Here is a 20,756-nt window from a genome sequence, read left to right on the forward strand (position 1 = left end):
GCTTTCTTCACAGATTGGTTCTGCTTGTCAGAACGTTTTGCTCAATTCGACAAACATTTTGGTTTTGCCGTATTCGTAGAACTTGTCGTTGCTCCATGTTTTGTTGTGGGCAATGGTCAGGCGTGGGGTGATGCCTTTGAAATGGAGGGCGCGATGCCATACGCTCAGGGAGGCGGAGGCTTCTTTGTCGCGGCGGTTTTGTTCGTTGCTGAAGAAGCTGGGGGCTTGGTAATGGCGTTGGGCGGCGCTGAGGCGTAGGACGGTGGAGAGGCCTTTGGGCCATTCTTGTCCCCATGTGGTGCGCAGGGCGTAGCGGTTGAAGCTGTCGCTTTTGTCGTCGCGGTTGCGTTCGCGGTAGAGGTCGATACCGGCTACCCAGTATTGGCGCGCGTTGCGGTAGTACACGATGGAGTTGCTGAGCAGTTGGCTGGTATTGTTGGAATGCTCGCGGCGGCTGTTTTTCAGACGGCCTGCTTCAAATGCGCTGAGGGTTTGCAGCTTGGGTTGCCACCAATGGTTGTAGTGGAGGCGTGCGCCGTTGGTGTAGGTGTAGGGGTCGTTGCCGTAGAAGCGGCGTTCGTGGAACGGGGTAATGCCGATATCGTTGTGCTGGTCGGCATAGCCGATGCCTGCTGAGAAGCGTGTGGTGAGGTCGTTGTAGTTGGTGTGTTTGGGGTAGATTTTGCCGTAGTGGTCTGCGCCTGCCGTGGCATAGAAGCCGCGTGGCAGCGACCATTTTTTTTCTGCACCGATTTGGTAATGGATGGCGGTGGCATCGATGGGTTCGGGGAATGTCCAGCCTCGGAAGCAGTCGTCGTCAGGATAGGCAAGGCGCACGGCGCGGCATTGTTCGTCGTTCAGGTGGTTGCCCAGACGGCGTTGGCCGGGAGCTTGGTTAATGTTTTGTTCGCGCGTGATGTTCAAGCCGGCGTTGAATTGCCATGAGTCGCGTTCGCGTAGGGCTTTGCGGTAGGTTTCGAGGCGTTCTTGCAAGGCAGGAGGGAGGGATTCGGTTTGCAGTTTGTCGAACTGGTCGGCTGCGGCTTCGTTTTGTTTGTCTTCAAACAAGGCGGTTGCAAGCTGCCAGCGGACGGCGGAAGCATCGGGCTGCTCGGCGATAAAGCGGCGGTAATAGCCGACGGCTTCGGCGGCGCGCCCTTCAGATTGGGCAAGCAAACCTTTGGCATAGCGCGCCATGGCGCGGTCGTGTTCGGGCCATTGTTCGTAAATGGGCAAAACGGCTTTGATGCCGGGGATGTTGTGGGCGACGACGGCGGAATACATGACGCGTGCCAGTAATTCGGTGTTGGCAAGCAGGGTGTCGGCATCGACGTTGATGATTTTTTCAGACGGCCTGTTTGTCTGCTCGGCAGGGATGTTGTGCGTTTCAGGCTGTTGGGGTTCGGCTGTGTTGACTTGAAGCTCGGGTTTTACGTCAGGCGGCACATCGGCGGCTTGAAGGGAAAGGGGAAGGATGGCGAGGAGGAGCAGACGTTTTTTCATGGCAATGTTTGGAATGTTATCGGTATAAGTGGGCAGATTGTACAATGTTTTGAGTCGGAAATTTTGTAAACCGATTGCCATTTTATCTGATAAAGACGACAAAAGGCCGTCTGAAACCTGATGGGATTTCAGACGGCCTTTGTTTGCGAGTCGGATTTAGTTTTGATCCAAGTCCAAATCGGCTTTGTATTCGATACGGCCTTGGCCTTTGTCTTCGATGGAAACGTCCAGCTCTTGTTTGCCGCGTTTGAATTTCAGATCAGCATCGTCGTGTTTGATTTCAGACTCAACCACATGGAAACCTTTGCTACGCGCGTGGGCGATCACTTTTTTGGCCAAGGAAGGAATGGAATTGCGTTGGCCGGAAAGTTCGGCTTCGTATTCAAATTCGCCGTCGCCTTGATGATCGGCTTTGATGGTGTGCGCGCCATCCGGACGGTAAATTTCGGAAGGCAGCGGGGAGGCGAATGCCGTGGCGGAGAAAAGAGCCAAAATGCCGGTGGCCAGTAACGATTTTGCTTTGGTCATCGGTTTTCCTTTCTGAAAAGGGTTTTGAGAACGAAATCATCTTATCGGCATGCCTGAGGGGGCGGCAAGCGGATAAACCTGATTTTACGCGCGGCTACATGATTTGTTTGGAGGACGTTGATTCTTTGCTTTGGGCTGGTGTTTGCTTGCAGAAAAATGCTGCTGGAAAGACTTAGCCGAGGCGGAACAATTCGCTGCCGTGCGCCTTCAGCCATTGTTTGGCTTGGTCGACATGCGGCGTGAGCGAGTGGGTTAGAGCCCAAAATGCAGGGCTGTGGTCGGGATGGCGCAGGTGGGCGAGTTCGTGCAGGCAGACGTAGTCGGCGACATATTCGGGCGCACCGATGAGCCGCCAGTTGAGGCGGATGCCGGTGGTGTGGCGGCAAACGCCCCAGAAGGTTTTGGCGTTGGAAAGGGAAATGGCGCTCGGGGTTAGGCGGGTGTTTCGGATATGGCCTTCGAGGCGTGGCAGCAGATATTCGTGTGCACGCTCGTGCAGGAAGCGGCGCAAATGGATGAGTTGGGCGGCGTTTTCTTTTTCGGGCAACAGAATTTCAGACGGCCTGATTTGGATGTGGTTTGCCGTGTGGATGGACAAAGCCGTCTGAACGCCTTGATACCAAATCCATTCGGGAAGTGTGTCGGTGGGTGTTTGTCGGGCCGGTGTCTTGTTTAGGGTACGGCGCAGTAGGGCTTCGTTGTCGTTCAGCCATTGGGTAAAGGTGCGCTGGGTAACAAACGGAGGGATGTTGATGCTGACGGTATCGGCGGAAACGGGGCGCAAGATGAGGTTTTTCTTGGCACTGCGTTTGAGCTGGATATGAATGGTCAGGCCGTCTGAAAGGGTGTGGGTATGGAGGTGGGGCATGATGTTGAGAAAAATATTGGACGGCATGGAAAGGGTGGGTATAGCGGTCCACCCGATGGAATGATTTATTTGGTTTTGGGCGCGAACGGGCCTTGTCCGGTAATCAGGGGCTGTTGGCTTTCGATCCATTGCTCGCATTGGGCCATGAGTTCGGCTTCATTGCCGTTGTTGTGGGCAATGGGTTTGCCGATGATGACGCTGACTGTGCCGGGGTATTTGAGGAAGGAGTTGCGCGGCCAAAACTCGCCGCTATTGAGTGCGACGGGGACGATGTCCATCTCGAACATTTTTGCCATGCGCGCGCCGCCGAGCTTGTAGCGGCCTTTTTCACCGGGCGACAGGCGTGTGCCTTCGGGGAAAATGGTAATCCAATAGCCTTCGTTTTTACGCGCAAGGCCTTGTTCTAAGAGTTGTTTGTTGGCTTCGCGGCTGTTGCTGCGGTCGATGCCGATGGTTTTAACCAGCTTCAAGCCCCAGCCGAAGAAAGGGATTTTGAAGAGCTCGCGTTTGGCAACATAGACTTGCGGCGGAAAAATCTCTTGCAGAGCGAGGGTTTCCCAGCCGCTTTGGTGTTTGGCGCAGATGATGGCAGGGTGGTCGGGAATGTTTTCCGCGCCGCTTAAGGTGTAGTTCAAACCAATGATGTGCTTGAGCGACCAGTTGAGGATACGCACCCAAACTTGCGCCATTTTGTGCGCGCCGCCTTGAAAGGGCAGGGCAAGCAGCATAAAGGGGAACAGCAAAATAATGCTAGAGGAAAGGATGAACCAGTAAATCAGGTTGCGGATAATCAGCATATCGGGGGAAAGTCAGTCGTTTGAAGGCCGTCTGAACACCGTTGTCGGCAGTTTTCAGACGGCCTTGTCGTTTATAGGATGGCTTGCGCGGCTTCTTCGATTTGTGTGTTTTCACGCATGATGTATTGCGAGAAAGCGAGCAGGTTGTCGAAGACTTGGGTGTGCTCGGGCAGGTCTTGCTCGTGTTTGGCCAGTGTTTTTTTGCCTTTGCCGGTCAGGACGAGCGCGGATTTGCCGCCTGCGGCATCAATGGCTTGCAGGTCGCGCAGGCTGTCGCCGACCAGCCAGGTTTCGGCGGCATTGGCCTTGAAGCGTTCGATAATGTCGATAATCATGCCGGGCTTGGGTTTGCGGCATTCGCAGTTGTCAACGGCGGTATGCGGGCAAAACCAAATGCCGTCGATGGTGCCGCCTGCTTGAACGGCAAGGCGGTGCATTTTTGCGTGCATTTCGGTCAGGTCTTGCACGGTAAAGTATTTGCGGCCGATACCGGATTGGTTGGTGGCCACGGCGATGGTGTAGCCTGCCTGCGTTAAAAAGGCGATGGCATCCATGCTGCCTTCGATGGGAATCCATTCGTCAACGGATTTGACGAAATCGTCGCGGTCTTGGTTGATGACGCCGTCGCGGTCGAGGATGATGAGTTTCATGGTGTGGGCTCTTATTTTTCTGCTTTCAAACTGCTTTTCCATTTTTCAAAGGCCGTCTGAAAAACGGGTGTCAGTTTGGCGAAGGTTTCCGGGGTGTTTTTGACGTGGTAGAAGCCGCCGAGCGAGGGCGTGTCAAGGGCGAGGACGTAGTCTTCCATAAATGCGCCGTAGCCGTCTTCTTCGTCGGTGTAGTAGAACTCGGTAAACCGGTGGCCGAGTTCGGTAAAGTCGTCCGCCGTCAATGCGCCGTCCATGTGTTTGAGCAGGAAGTGCCGTCCGCTGATTTTGCCCGAGGTCATGGCGGCGAAGTCGGCTGCGGTTTCTGGGGCGGTTTGCCAGACGGGTTTGACGAGGCCTGCCTGTGCCGCCCACTGCCAGTACATGCCGATGTGGGTAGCGGCGTTTTCGGGCGGGAGCTGGTCGGGATAGTCTTCGTCGAGATGGAAACGGATATTGTCGTACATGGACGGGGTTCGTTGGGGGAAAGAGGGTATTGTAGCGGAAAATAATGAATTAGGCCGTCTGAAAGAGGGTGTTTCAGACGGCCTTAAGGGAATTTAACCTTTAAATACGGGAACAAGCTCCAGTTGGCTCAATATTTGGGCGGCAATGTTGATGATGCCGAAGAGGAAGACCCAAACCATCAGCCAGAATCCGCCGTAAACTTTGTAGTTTTTGCTGGCGCCGAATTTATGGCGCGAGCGGTAGAGCAGCATGGCGGGGATGATGCCTGTCCAGATGGTTGCGGCCAGACCGACGTAGCCGATGGCGGTAACGAAGCCGGTAGGGAAGAGCAGGCAGGAAATCAAAGGCGGCAGGAAGGTCAGTGCGGCAGTTTTGGTACGGCCGGAGATGCTGTCGTTCCATTTGAAGATGTCGGCGATGTAGTCGAACAGGCCGAGTGTTACGCCGAGGAAGGACGTTGCGATTGCCATGTAGGAGAACAGAGTCAACACTTTGTCCATATTGCCGGTTTGGGCGAACTTGGACAGCGTTTCGATCAGGACGGAAACTTGTCCTTCTGCGGCGATAACCGGTGCGAACTCGTTGCGCGGCAGGTTGCCTTGGATGGCGATTTGCCAGAGGATGTAAATCACAAGCGCAATCAGCGTTCCTGCCCATAGGGATTTGGCCACTTTAGGCGCGTCGCCTTTAAAGTATTTGAGCAGGCTGGAAACGTTACCGTGGAAACCGAATGAGGCAAGGCAGACGGGCAGGGCAGTGGCGGCATACATCCAGTAGCTGGTGCCGGCAGGGGCTTGGGTGTCGAACAGGACAGGCATTTTGGCATCGGCAATCAGGCCGCCGGTTGCCCAAATAAAAGTCAATACCATGCCGCCGATGAGGATGCTGGTAAAGCGGTCAACCAAGCGTGCGGATGCCCAAACGCAAAAGGCGAGAATGCCGAAGAAGACGAGTTGGCCGACGGTGAGCGAGATTTCACCGCCTACTGCGCTGCCGATGCCTTTGGCGGTCAGGTCGCCGCCGACGAAGATGTAGGCGTAGGTGAGCAGGTATAAAACGAAAGCGACGGCAACGCCGTTGATGACGTTCCAAGCCGGGCCGAGCAGGTCTTTAACCATAGTGTCGAAGCTGGCACCGTGCGGATAATGGGTGTTGACTTCCAAAATCATCAGGCCGCTGGAGAGCATGGAAAACCAGGTGTACAGCAACACGACCAGCGAGCCGGCAAACCATACGCCGGATGTGGCGGTCGGGTTGGCAAGCATGCCTGCGCCGATAACCGTACCGGCGATAATCATCGCGCCGCCGAATAGGGAAGGGGTTTTGGTTGACATTGTTTATCTTTCTTCTAGAAATGCGTGGCTGCCATTATGCCGTAAAGTGTAAGAAAAGGTAAAGCAAAGGCCGTCTGAAAACCCGATTGTCGTTTTCAGACGGCCTTTGATGTGTATAAATGCAACTGATTAAATCAATTTTCGCAGTTTCAATTCGTTTTTCAGATACGCGTAATAAACCGGCGCGACGATGATGCCGCCGATGCCGAAAATGCGTTCAAAGACGACCATCGCCACCAGCAATTCCCATGCGCTGGATTCAATTTCCGAGCCGATGATTTTGGCGTTGAGGAAATATTCGAGTTTATGGATGACGACGAGGAAAACCAACGAGGCGAGGGCGACGTAAAGCGATGCGCCGAGGCTCAAAATAATGATGATGGTGTTGGAAATCAGGTTGCCCGCCACCGGAATCAGGCCGACGATAAAGGCGACGATCAGAACGGTCATTTTAAACGGCAGGTCAACGCCGAACAGCGGTAAAACCAAGTAAAGGTACAGGCCGGTTAGGAAGGTGTCGATCAGTGAGATTTTGACTTGGGCGAGGAACACGCGTTCAAAGCTGGTTTCAAAATTGACGATGCGGTGCACCAATTCGGCTTTAAACAATGGCATTTTGCGGCGGTTTTTGCGCATTTTCAGGCGGTGGAAACTGAGCATGGCGCCGATGATGATGCCGATGAGGATGTACACGAAGGACGTGATGCTGTTTTTACTGATACGGGTCAGCGCGGCGCGGTATTCTTCAATCAGCTTGATTGCCGAGGCTTTGATTTCGGCCATATTGTTGGGCAACATATTGAGAATGGCAGCAGGCAGGTCTTGGCTGTTTTTGGTGTCTTCCAAAATCGCCGCCAGCTTGGCCAGCATAAAGCCGACGTGGCCGCCATGTATCAGGTGGTAAATGCCCAAAGACATCATCGCAATGATGCTGAATACGATGGCCAGCGTCAGCGTAGTGGAAATCAGGTTGATATTGTGCGCGTTGAGCGATTTATGCAGTCGCGTGTTGCGCGGTAAAACACGGCGGCGGAGTTTGAGGATCACGCCGTTGGTGCGCGTAATAAAGATATAGGTCAGGATAACCGACAGCAGCAGTGGCAGAAAATGGTAGTGCAAGACAATCAGCAAGGCCAAGCCCATCAGGATATAGGAAGCGTTACGGAAAGTCGGGTTGTCGGAGTGGGAAGAGAGTAAGGACATGTGAAGCCAATAAGGTAAAAAGCAAAAAAGTAGGTCAGGCCGTCTGAAAAATCATGTTCAGACGGCCTAACTTAATGACAGCGATTAATCGTGCAATGAGGCCGCGTGTACCGTGTTTTCCAACAAAGTAGCAATCGTCATCGGGCCGACACCGCCGGGAACGGGCGTAATCATGGAAGCGCGTTCTTTGGCGACATCAAACTCCACATCGCCGCACAGGCTGCCGTCGTCCAAGCGGTTGATGCCCACATCGATAACGACTGCGCCGGGTTTGACCCATTCGCCTTTAACGAAATTCGGAATGCCTACGCCGACCACCAAAATATCTGCGGCAGCAACTTCATCGGCAAGGTTTTGCGTGGCGCTGTGGCAGATGGTTACCGTCGCGCGGGACAGCAGTAATTCCAACGCCTGCGGACGGCCGACAATATTGGACGCGCCGACGACGACTGCTTTTTTGCCTTTCGGGTCGATGCCGTAGGCTTCCAACAAAGTCATCACACCTTTGGGTGTACAAGGGCGCATCAGCGGCATTTTGACGACTAGGCGGCCGACGTTGTAAGGGTGGAAGCCGTCCACATCTTTATGCGGCACGATACGTTCCAAAACTGCCTGGCTGTCGATGTGGGCCGGCAGCGGCAGTTGTACCAAAATACCGTCGACGGCAGAATCGCCGTTCAATTCGTCCACCAGTTTCAATAAATCGTCTTGCGTGGTTTCAGACGGCAGCTCGTAAGAGCGCGATTCAATGCCGCTTTTTTGGCAGGCCAGTTTTTTATTGCGTACATAAACCGCGCTGGCAGGGTCGTCGCCGACCAATACCACCGCCAAACAAGGCGTGTGCAAACCTTTTTCCTGACGCGCCTTTACCGCCTGCGCGACCGCCTCGATGCGTTGCTGGGAGATTTTTTTTCCGTCTATAAGTTGAGCAGTCATGATTTTCCTTCTAAATAGGGACAAATATTGCGTTCAAATTATCGCATTTTTCAGACGGCCTGACACAAAAGAGTGGACCTGATGACGAAACATAAAAATAAATAATGATTAAAAATAATAAGATAAATAAAAAATAGAAAAATAAAGCAAAGTAAGTGTTGACCGGGATGAAAAGGGTCTGTATAGTTCGGGTCTTCAGTCGGGGCGTAGCGCAGCCCGGTTAGCGCATCTGCTTTGGGAGCAGAGGGTCGTGAGTTCGAATCCCACCGCCCCGACCACAAAATTCTTAGCACGAATCGGCATGAGCGCCCGTAGCTCAACCGGATAGAGCACCGACCTTCTAAGTCGGGGGTTACAGGTTCGATTCCTGTCGGGCGTGCCAATTTTTACGGTGGCTGTAGCTCAGTTGGTAGAGCCCTGGATTGTGATTCCAGTTGTCGTGGGTTCGAGCCCCATCAGCCACCCCAGATGAAAGCCTGCATATTGTATGCAGGCTTTTTTCCGTTTATGCCCTGAATTTTACTTCAAGTTTATTGGGTTTCAAAAACAGTGTTCATCAAACCGTTCCATCATGGCTGCGGCAAAAACGGCGTCTGCGGTGTCTGTCAAATGCCGATGAATACGCAGTCAAGCCCGAATATCGTACCGTTCGGTATCTTTTTATGGCGTTTCGCCGTTATCCTTTATAATACCCCGATTATTTTCTGTTTTATTTCCAAAGGAACCGCATCATGTCCGAATGGTCAGCTCCAGAATTCGAATCCAAAATCTGTCCGCCCGAAAAGCTGGCGGAGCGTTTGGCGGCATTGCCCCGTCCGCTGGTGTTTACCAACGGCTGTTTCGATATTCTCCACCGAGGCCATGTAACGTATCTGGCGCAGGCGCGATCGGCCGGTGCGGCTTTGGTATTGGCGTTGAATACCGATGCTTCGGTACGCCGTCAGGGCAAAGGGGACGACCGTCCGATTAATCCTTTGGAAAACCGCGCGGCAGTGGCAGCAGCATTGGCGAGCGTGGATTTAGTCACATGGTTTGATGACGACACGCCGGCCGCGCTGATTGAAATGGTCAAACCCGATGTGTTGATTAAAGGCGGCGACTGGCCTGTGGATAAGATTGTCGGTGCGGCCGAGACGTTTGCGCGCGGCGGCAAAGTATTTTCGATTCCGTTTTTACACCAGACTTCGACCACCAAAACGTTGGCGAAAATCCGTGAAGCCGGAGGAGGCGCATGACGGATTTGAACAGCCGCCATTGGGCCTTGCTCGCCGCGCTTTCAGACGGCCTGCCGCAACATGTTTCTCAGTTGGCGCGAGTGGTCGGGATGAAGCCGCAACAATTAAACGGATTCTGGCAGCAGATGCCGGGCCATATCCGCGGTTTGCTGCGCCAGCACGACGGGCAATGGCGTTTGGTGCGCCCTTTGGCTGTGTTTGCTGAAGAATCTCTGCAACAAATGGCCGGAAAACAGGGTTTTCGTGCGCAGTTGAAACACGAATGTTCGTCCAGCAACGATGAAATCATGGCGTTGGCGCGCCGGTCGGCAGGTTTGGCGCACAAGGCTTTGTGTGTGGCGCATTTTCAAACCAAAGGACGCGGACGGCAGGGGCGAAGCTGGGTCAACCGACAGGGCGAATGCTTGATGTTCAGCCTGGGCTGGGCGTTTGACAAGCCGCAATATGAACTGGGTTCGCTGGCGTTGGTGGTGGCATTGGCTTGCCGCCGTGCGCTTGTCGATATTGGTTTGGACGTGAACATCAAGTGGCCGAACGATTTGGTCGTGGCCAACGATAAATTGGCCGGCGTGTTGATTGAAACGACGCGGGTGGAAAATAAAACCGTAGCCGTCATCGGCATCGGCATTAATTTTGTATTGCCGAAAGAAGTGGAAAACGCTACTTCCGTGCAGGCTTTGTTTCAGACGGCCTCTAAGCAGGGCGTAAGCGTCAAAACTTTATTGAATGCGGTGTTGGCGCAACTCGATGCGCTGTTGAACGAATACGCGCAAAACGGATTTGCGTCATGTGTCGGCGAATACGATGCCGCCAACCGCGACACAGGCAGGCTGGTCTTGCTGCTTCAAGAAGGACGCATTGTTCATGAAGGCGTAGTCAAAGGCGTGGATGCGCAAGGTGCGTTGCGTTTGTTGACCGACAATGGCGAGAAAACCATTGTCAGCGGCGAAATCAGCTTGCGCCCGGATAACCGTCCAGCACAACCCGCCGCCGCCAAGCCGGAACGCTTTTTGCTGCTGGACGGTGGCAACAGCCAATTGAAATGGGCGTGGGTGGAGAACGGCACATTTACCGAAGTCAGCCGTGCGCCGTATCGTGATTTGACCCAGCTGGGCGAAGAATGGCTGCAATTTGCCGATGAAGATGTAAAGATTGTCGGTTGCGCCGTGTGCGGTTCGGTAAAAAAAGCGATGGTGGAAGAACAATTAACCCGTCCGGTCGAATGGCTGTCTTCCATGCCGCAGGCTTTGGGTATCCGCAACCATTACCGCCGCCCTGAAGAACATGGCTCCGACCGTTGGTTTAATGCGCTGGGCAGCCGCCGCTTTACGCAAAACGCCTGCGTCGTCGTCAGCTGCGGCACCGCCGTAACCACCGACGCGCTGACGGAAGACAATCATTATCTCGGCGGCACCATCATGCCCGGTTTCCACTTGATGAAAGAGGCGATGGCGCTCAAGACCGCCAACCTCAACCGCCCCATCGGCAAGGTATATCCGTTCCCAACCACAACGCCGAACGCCATTGCCAGCGGCATGATGGATGCCGTTTGCGGCGCGTTGATGATGATGCATGGCCGTCTGAAAGACAAAACGGGTGAGGGCAAACCGGTCGATATTATTATCACGGGCGGCGGTGCGGCCAGAGTCGTGCAGGCGCTGCCGGAGTCATTCGTTCATGACAATCAAGTGAAAATCGTCGATAATCTCGTGATTCACGGGCTCTTGCATTGGATTGCCCATCGCAACGGACAATAAAAAGGAAAACGCATCATGAAATGGCTGTTTGCGGTCTTGGTCGCACTCAACATCATTGTTTTTGGCAGCATGGTTGCCTATCGGACACAACATAAAACCGCCAAACCCGAATCTGCTTTGGAAGGCGGTACGCACGAATTATTGCGCCCATCTTCTTTGGACGCGCCTAAAGCCGAGCCTCAGCAGGCATCGCAACCCGATTGGGTGGCGGATGAATCAGACGGCCTGATTATGGCCGAACCTGAATCCGAAGAAGCAGAAGCCTTGCGTAAAAAGCAAGAAGCGCAGCAGTTGAAAGAGAAAAAAGAAAAAATGCGCCGCGAGAAAGAAGCGCAAGAACGCCGTGCCGCCGAAGAAGAGATGGACGCGGCCGGCGTGGAACGCTTGTGTACCAGCAGCGCCACCGTAGTGATGGATGAAGACGATTACCACCGCATCAAAGGCTTGTTGGGCAAATGGCCTCATGCGGCCAGCCGCAGTATCGAAAAACGCAACGGCGCATCCGGTGGCGAGACTTCTTCCAAAACCTTCCGCGTGGTCTTGCCTGCCGACGGCGACACTTCCGCCCAGCTGGATGCCTTGGGCAGCCGCGGCTTTAGCGGCAGCATTCACAACGGCGAAATCAGCATTGACGTAACACGCAGTCGCTCTTCCGCCCAAGTTTTGATTTCACGCTTGTCCAGCGCAGGTTTCGGCGGCGCGCGCATTGTCGAACAGGAAGACAGAAGCGCGCCCGATACCGGTTTGAGCGTAGCGCGCATGACCGTGGTCTTTATGGCGGTCGACGAGCGCGATGCCCAAGACATCAGAAACATTGTCGGCCGTTATGGCAAGTTGAACATGAAAACCTGCCGGTAATCAGGTCTATTCGGTTTCAGACGGCCTGAACAGTAGTCCCAAGCCTGATAAACCAAGCGACACAAAACACGAAACCCACTGTATCGGCAGTGGGTTTCATGTTTTTCGGTTTTGAGTATCTGATATAAAGGGGAACAGGTATGTTTCGTATATGCGCACTCCGAGTATCAAGAGATAATGGGGAAGAGGGGGATAAAATCTGTCGTTTAATGGCTCGGATTAGGACGTCTTCCGAGTGAGTTTGATTATACGCTAATAATAACTATTATCAATAGCAAAAATAAAAAAATAAGGGATTTTTTTTGTAATAGATTGTTTTGTATGGAAATTAAATTTTGGCGTTGGCTTTGCCATGATTGAAAAAGGCCGTCTGAACAAAGACGACCTTTTGTCTATTAGAATTTAGGCATAGAGCAGCCTTCTGTTGTGGTAACTTTACATTGGGAAGTTCCAGAAGCCTGACACTTCCTTAAGGCTGCTGGTTCAGAGAGGCCGGGAGCTTCCATTCCATAAAATAGTCTACCATCTTTTCCTTGAGCAACGGCAATACAGCCGTTTCGAACCCAAGCCCCAATTTTACACGGCTTATTCTGCCCTCCTCGTTCACAGGTCTTAATAGCTTCTCTTTTTGCAGCAGCAAGTGAATCCATCTCAAGTGCTCCACCTGATATACCTGTTTTAGGATTGATTGCCCAAGCCCCATATTTTGAAGGAACATCGATATTAACAACCCTTGGTTGGCTCTGAGCCGAACCATTATTAGAAGATTGAGGTCTGCCAACGTTATATAAAATTTGTCTGCCAGAACTGTCAATAATGCGACAGGTTCCCGTTGCAGGCTGGTATTCACCGCCACAGCCGTTGGCATAAACATTAAGACTTGCCAGTCCTAGCAATACAACAAGTAATTTTTTCATTTTAAGTCCAATCTATTATTTGAATCTTTATCAGTCTGCCACTGCATCAATCATACGATGATTTGTTATCTTCTTTACGCGGCTGACGTTGAAATAGGGCAAGGCAAACGTTTCAACCCTATATTCCTATATTTCAGACGGCCTTTTGATTTGTTTCAATCACTCATAAACCCAAGCAATCAACATATCCAAAGCCATATAAAATACCGTATAATCAAGGCCAAATTAACTTTGCCTGCTTGTCGGGCCGTCTGAAAAATTATGCAACAAACCTACGCCGCCGTACAGCGAGATTTGCTCGAAGCCAACCACCTTTCCCCCGATTTGCTCGCCCAAAGCCTGAGCATTATCGGCGCCAACCATGTCGATTATGCCGACATCTATTGTCAGCGTACTGCCTATGAAAGCTGGCATTTGGAAGAGGGCATCGTCAAATCGGGCAGCTTCCAAATCGATCAGGGTGTGGGCGTGCGTGCCGTTTCGGGCGATAAAACTGCTTTTGCCTACGCCGACAGCCTGTGTATCGATTCGATCAACCGCTCTGCCAAAGCCGTGCGCGTGATTGGTGCGACCGGCGGCGAGGCCAGCGTCAAAGTGCCGACACCTGCCTACGGCAAGCCTGTCCACATGGCGATTGACCCTATTGCCAGCCTCGATTCCGCTGCCAAAGTCGCACTGTTGAACAAAGTCGAAACGCTGGCCAAAGCCACTGATCCACGTATCGTGCAAGTGATGGCCGGTTTGACCTGCGAATATGACATGGTGTACATCGCCCGTTTGGACGGTAAACACGCTGCCGATATCCGCCCGATGGTACGCATGAACGTTACCGTCATTGCCAAGCAGGGCGAGCGTCGCGAGCAGGGCAGCGCGGGCGGCGGCGGACGTTATGATTTGGCGTATTTCGATGAAAACTTGGTGCATCGGTTTGTCGATTCCGCCGTCAAACAAGCGCTGACCAATCTCGAATCCCGTCCTGCGCCTGCCGGCGAGATGACCGTTGTTTTGGGCAACGGCTGGCCGGGCGTGTTGTTGCACGAAGCGGTCGGACATGGTTTGGAAGGCGATTTCAACCGTAAAGAAACCAGCGTTTTCTCCGGCCGAATCGGCGAGCGCGTGGCTGCCAAAGGCGTTACCGTTGTGGATCAAGGCGATATTGCCGACAGACGCGGCTCGCTCAATATCGACGACGAAGGCAACGAAACCCGCCGTACTGTATTGATTGAAGACGGTATTTTGGTCGGCTATATGCAGGACGAAACCAACGCCCGCCTGATGGGTATGCAATCGACCGGCAACGGCCGCCGCGAAAGTTACGCTTCCGCGCCTATGCCGCGCATGACCAATACTTTTATGGAAAACGGCGGCTATGAGCCGGAAGAAATCATCGCGTCCATCGATAAGGGCATTTACGCCGTCAACTTTGGCGGCGGACAAGTGGACATTACCAGCGGTAAATTCGTGTTCAGCGCATCCGAAGCGTGGTGGGTGGAAGGCGGCAAGCTGCAATATCCTGTCAAAGGTGCAACCATCATCGGCAACGGCCCCGAAGTGCTGAAACACGTTTCTATGATAGGCAACGATTCCGCGCTCGACAGCGGCATCGGCGTCTGCGGTAAAGAAGGGCAGAGCGTTCCTGTCGGCGTCGGACAACCGACCCTGAGGATTGATGCCGGACTGACCGTCGGCGGTAGCGAAATTTAAACGGCAGGCCGTCTGAAAGGTTTCAGACGGCCTTTTGCATTAGGATAAAACCATGCAGGAACAGAATCGGAAATCAAGTTTTCCCATAGTGATGTTGCTGGTGTCGGTTGCCCTGTGGATAGCGTCTTTGTCCAATGTTGCATTTTATTTGGGCAATCATGAAAGCATGAAGGGTGTGACCGTTTTGATTTTGGGATCGATATTTGCTTCTTTGGATATAAGATATTGTGCGGCCTATGCCAATTATGTTTGGTTGGCGGCCATTGTTTTGCTGGCGTTGCGGAAGAAGGTCGTGCCTGTCCATGCGGCACTTTGGGGCTTGGCGCTGGTGGCTTTCAGTGTGAAAGCCGTACACGTCGATGAGGCAGGGAATACATCGGATATCGTGCGTTACGGTGCAGGATTTTATTTGTGGTATGCCGCATTTGCGGTTGCCACCATCGGCACGTTTGCCGGAAAGATTAAGGAAAGAAAAGCCACAACGCTGGCAGATGGGACGAAAAATGACGCTTGATGAATGGTTGCGCCAATCGGTACTGCCCAAAAACGAAGCGCGGATGTTGTTGCAATATGCGCTGGGTTACACGCGTGCGCAGCTGGTTACACGCGGTACGGACGATTTGGCAGAGTCTGCCCTGCAAACCTTGGAGGCTTTGGTACAATGCCGTCTGAAAGGCGAGCCGATGGCCTATCTGTTGGGCGAGCGCGAGTTTTACGGACGACGCTTTGCCGTCAATCCCCATGTGCTGATTCCACGCCCTGAAACTGAGCATTTGGTGGAAGCCGTGCTCAAACGCTTGCCGCCGCAAGGCCGCGTGTGGGACTTGGGGACGGGCAGCGGCACCATTGCCGTGACCGTCGCGCTTGAACGCGTTGATGCCGATGTTCGTGCATCCGACATCAGCGTCGGTGCTTTGGATACTGCCCATCAAAATGCGGCCGAATTGGGCGCAAAAGTGGAGTTTGCGCAGGGTTCGTGGTTTGATACCGACAGGCCGTCTGAAGGCCGATACGATGTGATTGTTTCCAATCCGCCGTATATCGAGGACGGCGATGAACATTTATCGCAAGGCGATTTGAGGTTTGAACCGCAAAACGCGCTGACTGACTTTTCAGACGGCCTCAGCCATATCCGCCACATTACCCAAGAAGCCCCCAAATACCTGAAAGCCAACGGCTGGCTGCTGTTTGAACATGGCTATGACCAAGGCGAAGCAGTGCGGAATATTATGCTGGAGAACGGTTTTGCCGAAGTGGCAACCGAACAGGATTTGGCTGGATTGGACAGGGTAACGCTGGGGCGTTTGCCTGCTTAATGGGCATGGTTTGTCGGAATTAAAAAAGGGCGTGTCGATCACGCCCTTTTGGTTTTCTGGTTTAGCTGTTCAGACGGCCTGGTTTAACGCCAAGCAGCGACGAACTCCGCCCAGTGTTGTTTTTCTTCGGCTTGTGCGGCCAGATAATGTTTGATGCGTTTGATTTCGACTTCGTATTCGTCGGCATCGAGCGCGCCGCTCATCATGCGAAAGCGCATATACATCAGGTAGGTATTGGCGGCATCGGTTTCGCAATAGTCGCGGATGTCTTTCAGACGGCCTGCATGATAAGCGTCCCAAACCTTGCTGCCGTCCATGCCCAGTTTGCCGGGGAAGCCGCAGAGTTTGGCCATATCGTCCAAAGGCACGCTGGCACGCGGTTGGTAGAGGGCGAGCAAATCCATCAGGTCGCAATGGCGGGTGTGGTAGCGGCTGATGTAGTTGTTCCACTTAAAGTCGCGGCTGTCGCCAAAGTCGCCGTCGCCCATGTCCCAATAGCGGGCGGCGCTGATGCCGTGTATCAGGGCGCGGTAGTGGAGGACGGGCAGGTCGAAACCGCCGCCGTTCCAGCTGACGAGTTGCGGCGTATAGTTTTCGATGACCTCGAAGAATTTGGCAATCATGACTTCTTCGCTGTCTTCGGGATCGCCGATGGTGCTGACACGGATTTTGTCCTGACCCCAGCGCATACAGCAGGAGATGGCGACGACTTGGTGCAGATGGTGTTGCATAAAGTCGCTGCCGGTTTTGGCACGGCGTTGCTGCTGGGCAAACAGGACGACTTCGTTGTCGGGCAAATCGGCAGGCAAATCGTAGAGCTGGCGGATGCCGTTTACGTCGGGAATGGTTTCAATGTCGAAGGCGAGTATCGGAGTCATGGCGTGATCGGGTTGGATAAGGGATGATGTCATTGTGGCATGACGGCGCAGATAAAAAAAGAGGCAATCCCCCACAGGATTGCCCCAATACCTCAAATCAGAGATTTACGCTTCACAAACAATACAGGCTTTCACCTGCGGCTTTACAGATGCAGCTCAACTCTGCATCGGTAAACTTTCATTTCGGGCATTGCACCGAAATCCTCTAAAATACCGCAATTTCTTGCAATATCAGAAAACTGCTTACAAAAATATCTAAAACAGGCGAGACTGTCTGAACATTTTGTAATTTGATGTAGTGAAATTTACGCGAAATTTTACAGTTTGCCAAGTATTTTTTTCCGAAGGCTTGTTTCAGTATAAATTTCAGGTATTGTCATATTTTTGCAATTATATTTCATAATTATTTTAAATTTAGATATTTATTTTGTTTTTTTTAAATTTTAATTTAATTTTATTTCATATTTTGAATGATTGAAATGCATTTTTTCAGGTGAACTGTTTTGTAATATATTGTTTTTAAAAGAAATTAAATTTAATATGTAAATGAAAAAAGTGTATTGGGTCTGATGTTTTTTATTTGAGAAAAATATAGGGTTGTTTGAAAGTTTCAATCACGATGAAAAAAGTTGTTTTTAAAGCATTTAAAGCGGAATATTATTTGATTGTTTAAAATCAAACATGAGTTTCGGTTTGATTCAATTAAAATGAAAAAGCGGCGAAAGAAGGATTTCACCGCTTTTTGCATATTCAAATTGTAATTCAATGTAGTCAATAAAAGCTATTTTCGCCTTCGGGACGGGTTTTGAAGCGTTTGTGCAGCCAGAAATATTGTTCGGGATGCTCGCGTACCCGCTCTTCGATGAAGTCGTTCATACGCTGGGTATCGGCTTCGACATTTTCGGTCGGGAAATTGTCCCAAGCCGGATAGAAGCGCAGGGTTACGATATTGTCGGCTTCGCGCGTGGGAATGGCGGGAATGATTTTGGCTTTGGTCATGCCGGCGATACGGCTGAGACCGGTAATCGTGGCCGTCTGAATGCCGAAGAAATTGACGAAAATGGAATCGTTGCGGCCGAAGTCTTGGTCGGGCAGATAAAGAAAGGGCGCATCGCTTTTGCGCAGGTGTTTGATGATGGCGCGCAGGCCTTCTGTGCGGCCGATCAGGAAAACATTGTTGTAGCGGTAGCGGCCTTTCAGGATTTGCTCGTCCAGGGCTTTGTTTTTTTGGTGCGAATACATGCTGGTCAGCGGCACATCCTGATTGAGCGTGTAAACCGCCATTTCAAATGCGGTAAAGTGCGGATAGAGGATGATGACTTTTTCGCCGGCGGCGAGGGCTTCGTCAAGATGGTGTTTGTCTTGATAGCGTACCAACGAGCGCAGCTTGTCTGCAGGCGCGTACCAGTAGAGGCCGTATTCGAGCATCAGTTTCGCCATGTGTTGGAAATGGCGTTTGAGCAGGGCAGTGCGCTGGCTGTCGTTCAGCTCGGGAAAGCATTTTTTGAGGTTGACCTCACCGACTTTGCGGCGCGGTTTGACTGCGTAATAAGCGAGAATGCCGATCGCGTCGGCAATCTTGTGCAACACGCAAAAAGGCAGTAGGCGGATGAGGTAGAGAAAAAGGAAGGCGGCTTTCATGAAGGCTCGCTGTATGTGGGCAAAGGGCTATTATAACCGAAAGGCCGTCTGAAAACGGGCTGGAACACTATTTCAGACGGCCTGAATGTCGGCTTACCATTGGAAACGGCCGCGTTTGACCTGCAGGCCGTCGGGGTTAAGTTGCGAAGCCAATCCTTGATTGCGCAGGGCATGGGTGAGGGCAACGGCGAGTCCGTCGGCGGCATCGGCTTGAGGCGTGCCTGAAAGTGCGAGCATTTGGACCACCATATGCTGCACCTGCTCTTTGGCGGCCTTGCCCTTGCCGACCACAGCCTGCTTGACTTGAAGCGCGGTGTATTCAAATACGGGCAAATCGTGCATAACCAAAGCGGCAATCGCTGCACCGCGCGCCTGACCGAGCATTAACGTCGCAGCCGGATTGACGTTGACGAACACTTGCTCGATGGCCGCCTGATGCGGCTGATAGTGGCGGATGATTTCGTCGATATGGCGGACAATCACGGCGATGCGTTCGGAAAGCGACGCGCCGGTCGGTGTTTTGATACAGCCGGAAGCAACATAATGATGCTCGCGGCCGTGAACATCGATAACGCCGAAGCCGGTCACGCGACTGCCGGGGTCGATGCCGAGAATGCGTGTAGGTTGGAACTGGGACATAGTGCGTGTTTAAAGTAATCGGTGTTTCAGTGCAGGCAGGCGTGTGCGCACGCTTTGCAGGCGCGCGGTATCCAAATCGGCACAAATCACGCCTTCGCCTTCCGGCAGCGTCGCCAACACATCGCCCCAAGGGTCGATAATCATACTGTGGCCGAATGTGCGGCGGCTGCTTTCATGCAGTCCGCCTTGTGCCGATGCAATGACGTAGCATTGGTTTTCCACCGCACGGGCGCGCAGCAGCAATTCCCAATGCGCCTTGCCGGTCGTGTAAGTAAACGCGGCAGGTAGCAGCAAAACATCAAACGGCTGCTGGGCGCGGAAAAACTCAGGAAAGCGCAAATCGTAGCAGACGCCGGCCGCCAGCGGAACATCGTCCACGCTTAACTTCGGCACATCGCTTCCTGCCAGTATCGTATCGGCTTCAGCGTAGCGTTCGCCCAAACCGGAAAAGCCGAAAAGGTGCATTTTGTGGTAAAGCCCGATTCGATTGCCGTCGCGGTCATACACCAACATCGTGTTCATCACCTTGCCAGCGTCTGGGCTTTGAAGCGGAACCGTGCCGCTAAACAATACCACGCCGCATTCCCTTGCCGTTTCGCTTAAGGCCGTCTGAAAACGGGTGTGGCAGGTTTCGCCAACTCGTCCATCGTCCAAAGGCTCGGCAAATGCTAGCTTGTCCGTATCGTTTTTGCCCATCAGCGGCCAATATTCGGGCAGCAACACCCAATCCGCCCCTTGTTCGGCAGCCTCGCAGACAAGGCGCTTCATGGTGGAAATATTGGTTTCGGGGTCGGTGGACGACACCATTTGCACAGCGGCGGCGCGTAAAGAGCGCATCATCAAAACTCCTGTCAGATTTTGCAAGAATTGTAACTTGTTTACGCACAAGGCCGATACAATCGTCACACAATTCCTCTCCAAAAAAGGATAAACCATGAACTTGAAACTTCTCCTCACTGCCGCACTTTCCACCGCCGCACTCGCTGCACATGCCGACGTACAGCTTTACGGCAGCATCAAAAGTGGTATCGAAACCTCGCAAACCCGTTTCGGCGGACAAACATACAGCCGAACTGCCGTTGCCGACCAAGGCAGCCACATCGGCTTGCGCGGCTCGCATCCGATTGGCGGCGGAACGAATTTTATTTGGGAAGTCGAACAAGATACACCGGTCGGCAAAAGCGGCTCCATCCGCCAAGACTGGCGCGAACGTCGAGACAATTTTGGCCGTTAAAGGAAAGATTGGATAGTAAAGGCCGTCTGAAAGACTTTCAGACGGCCTGTGTTTTTATAGTGAGGTCGATTAATTTAAAGAATACACTTAAAAGGAGGTAATCAATAATATCTTAATATTTTCAAAATTTAACGGTTTTGTATAACTTATTGATTAAGTGGGAGATTAATAAGATATTGGTTGATTGATTAAAAAATCAGCATTGTCTTTGCTTGAAAATTAATAAATTATCGAGTAAGGTTAAATGCAAGCGGTTTTATCCGTGAGTTAAATACTAATCAATAAGATAGGAT

The 20,756-nt window shown here is 52.4% G+C and carries 21 protein-coding genes and 3 tRNA genes; 10 read left to right on the plus strand and 14 right to left on the minus strand.

Going from position 1 to position 20,756, the window contains the following annotated elements; all coding sequences use genetic code 11:
• Positions 1-27 precede the first annotated feature (27 nt).
• From DBY95_RS07965 to folD, 9 genes are all read right to left on the minus strand, one after another.
• Entirely contained in the window at positions 28-1,503 is a 1,476-nt protein-coding gene (locus tag DBY95_RS07965; RefSeq protein WP_234394612.1) for a surface lipoprotein assembly modifier, read from the minus strand.
• 156 nt (positions 1,504-1,659) lie between these two features.
• On the minus strand, positions 1,660-2,031 hold the full coding sequence (locus tag DBY95_RS07970; protein ID WP_107723974.1) for a hypothetical protein: 372 nt from the start codon (positions 2,029-2,031) through the stop codon (positions 1,660-1,662).
• Between the two features lie 172 nt (positions 2,032-2,203).
• On the minus strand, positions 2,204-2,926 hold the full coding sequence (locus DBY95_RS07975) for a M48 family metallopeptidase (RefSeq protein ID WP_432760676.1): 723 nt from the start codon (positions 2,924-2,926) through the stop codon (positions 2,204-2,206).
• Positions 2,927-2,964: 38 nt separating this feature from the next.
• On the minus strand, positions 2,965-3,696 hold the full coding sequence (locus DBY95_RS07980; protein WP_070826336.1) for a lysophospholipid acyltransferase family protein: 732 nt from the start codon (positions 3,694-3,696) through the stop codon (positions 2,965-2,967).
• 71 nt (positions 3,697-3,767) lie between these two features.
• The gene (gene gmhB, locus DBY95_RS07985) at positions 3,768-4,346 is read right to left on the minus strand and encodes a D-glycero-beta-D-manno-heptose 1,7-bisphosphate 7-phosphatase (protein ID WP_039863836.1); all 579 of its coding nucleotides are present in this window, start codon (positions 4,344-4,346) and stop codon (positions 3,768-3,770) included.
• Between the two features lie 11 nt (positions 4,347-4,357).
• Positions 4,358-4,810 (minus strand): cell surface protein, encoded by a 453-nt coding sequence (locus tag DBY95_RS07990; RefSeq protein ID WP_107723975.1) that lies wholly within the window; start codon positions 4,808-4,810, stop codon positions 4,358-4,360.
• A gap of 93 nt (positions 4,811-4,903) precedes the next feature.
• Positions 4,904-6,145 carry an aromatic amino acid transporter gene (locus DBY95_RS07995; RefSeq protein WP_107723976.1) on the minus strand — a complete coding sequence of 414 codons (1,242 nt, stop codon included), beginning with the start codon at positions 6,143-6,145 and terminating at the stop codon, positions 4,904-4,906.
• Positions 6,146-6,274: 129 nt separating this feature from the next.
• Positions 6,275-7,348: an AI-2E family transporter gene (locus tag DBY95_RS08000; protein ID WP_107723977.1), complete on the minus strand. Its 1,074-nt coding sequence runs from the start codon at positions 7,346-7,348 to the stop codon at positions 6,275-6,277.
• An 84-nt stretch (positions 7,349-7,432) separates the two neighbouring features.
• Entirely contained in the window at positions 7,433-8,284 is an 852-nt protein-coding gene (gene folD / locus DBY95_RS08005) for a bifunctional methylenetetrahydrofolate dehydrogenase/methenyltetrahydrofolate cyclohydrolase FolD (protein ID WP_107723978.1), read from the minus strand.
• 200 nt (positions 8,285-8,484) lie between these two features.
• Here folD and DBY95_RS08010 point away from each other — a divergent pair.
• From DBY95_RS08010 to DBY95_RS08040, 6 genes are all read left to right on the plus strand, one after another.
• Positions 8,485-8,562 (plus strand) — tRNA-Pro (locus DBY95_RS08010).
• Between the two features lie 27 nt (positions 8,563-8,589).
• A tRNA-Arg gene (locus tag DBY95_RS08015) sits at positions 8,590-8,666 on the plus strand.
• Positions 8,667-8,675: 9 nt separating this feature from the next.
• Positions 8,676-8,751, plus strand: a tRNA-His gene (locus tag DBY95_RS08020).
• A gap of 261 nt (positions 8,752-9,012) precedes the next feature.
• Entirely contained in the window at positions 9,013-9,519 is a 507-nt protein-coding gene (locus DBY95_RS08030; RefSeq protein ID WP_107723979.1) for an adenylyltransferase/cytidyltransferase family protein, read from the plus strand.
• The gene (locus tag DBY95_RS08035; RefSeq protein WP_107723980.1) at positions 9,516-11,276 is read left to right on the plus strand and encodes a bifunctional biotin--[acetyl-CoA-carboxylase] ligase/type III pantothenate kinase; all 1,761 of its coding nucleotides are present in this window, start codon (positions 9,516-9,518) and stop codon (positions 11,274-11,276) included. Before DBY95_RS08030 ends, DBY95_RS08035 begins: the two co-directional genes overlap by 4 nt.
• A 15-nt stretch (positions 11,277-11,291) precedes the next feature.
• Positions 11,292-12,134 carry a hypothetical protein gene (locus DBY95_RS08040; RefSeq protein WP_004520957.1) on the plus strand — a complete coding sequence of 281 codons (843 nt, stop codon included), beginning with the start codon at positions 11,292-11,294 and terminating at the stop codon, positions 12,132-12,134.
• A 395-nt stretch (positions 12,135-12,529) separates the two neighbouring features.
• Here DBY95_RS08040 and DBY95_RS08050 read toward each other — a convergent pair whose 3' ends face one another.
• Entirely contained in the window at positions 12,530-13,051 is a 522-nt protein-coding gene (locus DBY95_RS08050) for a DUF4189 domain-containing protein (protein WP_107723981.1), read from the minus strand.
• Between the two features lie 261 nt (positions 13,052-13,312).
• Here DBY95_RS08050 and tldD point away from each other — a divergent pair, with 261 nt between their 5' ends.
• Genes tldD through prmC form a run of 3 tightly spaced genes read left to right on the plus strand, consistent with a single transcriptional unit; the run spans position 13,313 to position 16,071 of the window.
• Complete coding sequence (tldD, locus tag DBY95_RS08055; RefSeq protein WP_107723982.1) at positions 13,313-14,755, plus strand: metalloprotease TldD; 1,443 nt, start codon at positions 13,313-13,315, stop codon at positions 14,753-14,755.
• A gap of 52 nt (positions 14,756-14,807) precedes the next feature.
• Positions 14,808-15,269 carry a hypothetical protein gene (locus DBY95_RS08060; RefSeq protein WP_107723983.1) on the plus strand — a complete coding sequence of 154 codons (462 nt, stop codon included), beginning with the start codon at positions 14,808-14,810 and terminating at the stop codon, positions 15,267-15,269.
• Positions 15,259-16,071 (plus strand): peptide chain release factor N(5)-glutamine methyltransferase, encoded by an 813-nt coding sequence (prmC, locus tag DBY95_RS08065; protein WP_107723984.1) that lies wholly within the window; start codon positions 15,259-15,261, stop codon positions 16,069-16,071. The genes DBY95_RS08060 and prmC overlap by 11 nt, the downstream gene beginning before the upstream one ends.
• 83 nt (positions 16,072-16,154) lie before the next feature.
• Here prmC and DBY95_RS08070 read toward each other — a convergent pair whose 3' ends face one another.
• The 4 genes from DBY95_RS08070 to DBY95_RS08085 all read right to left on the minus strand — a co-directional run bounded on the left by DBY95_RS08070 (position 16,155) and on the right by DBY95_RS08085 (position 20,069).
• Complete coding sequence (locus DBY95_RS08070; protein WP_039863832.1) at positions 16,155-16,949, minus strand: 3'-5' exonuclease; 795 nt, start codon at positions 16,947-16,949, stop codon at positions 16,155-16,157.
• Between the two features lie 771 nt (positions 16,950-17,720).
• Entirely contained in the window at positions 17,721-18,605 is an 885-nt protein-coding gene (locus DBY95_RS08075; protein WP_283122214.1) for a lipid A biosynthesis lauroyl acyltransferase, read from the minus strand.
• 78 nt (positions 18,606-18,683) lie between these two features.
• Positions 18,684-19,229 carry a crossover junction endodeoxyribonuclease RuvC gene (gene ruvC, locus DBY95_RS08080; protein ID WP_107723986.1) on the minus strand — a complete coding sequence of 182 codons (546 nt, stop codon included), beginning with the start codon at positions 19,227-19,229 and terminating at the stop codon, positions 18,684-18,686.
• A gap of 9 nt (positions 19,230-19,238) precedes the next feature.
• Positions 19,239-20,069, minus strand: coding sequence for a carbon-nitrogen hydrolase family protein (locus tag DBY95_RS08085; RefSeq protein WP_107723987.1), 831 nt, complete (start codon positions 20,067-20,069; stop codon positions 19,239-19,241).
• Positions 20,070-20,163: 94 nt separating this feature from the next.
• Between DBY95_RS08085 and DBY95_RS08090 the strand changes: the two genes are divergently transcribed.
• On the plus strand, positions 20,164-20,463 hold the full coding sequence (locus DBY95_RS08090) for a porin (protein ID WP_004520970.1): 300 nt from the start codon (positions 20,164-20,166) through the stop codon (positions 20,461-20,463).
• Positions 20,464-20,756 lie beyond the last annotated feature (293 nt).

Source organism: Neisseria subflava (assembly GCF_003044935.1).
Taxonomy (GTDB): Bacteria; Pseudomonadota; Gammaproteobacteria; order Burkholderiales; family Neisseriaceae; genus Neisseria; species Neisseria subflava_E.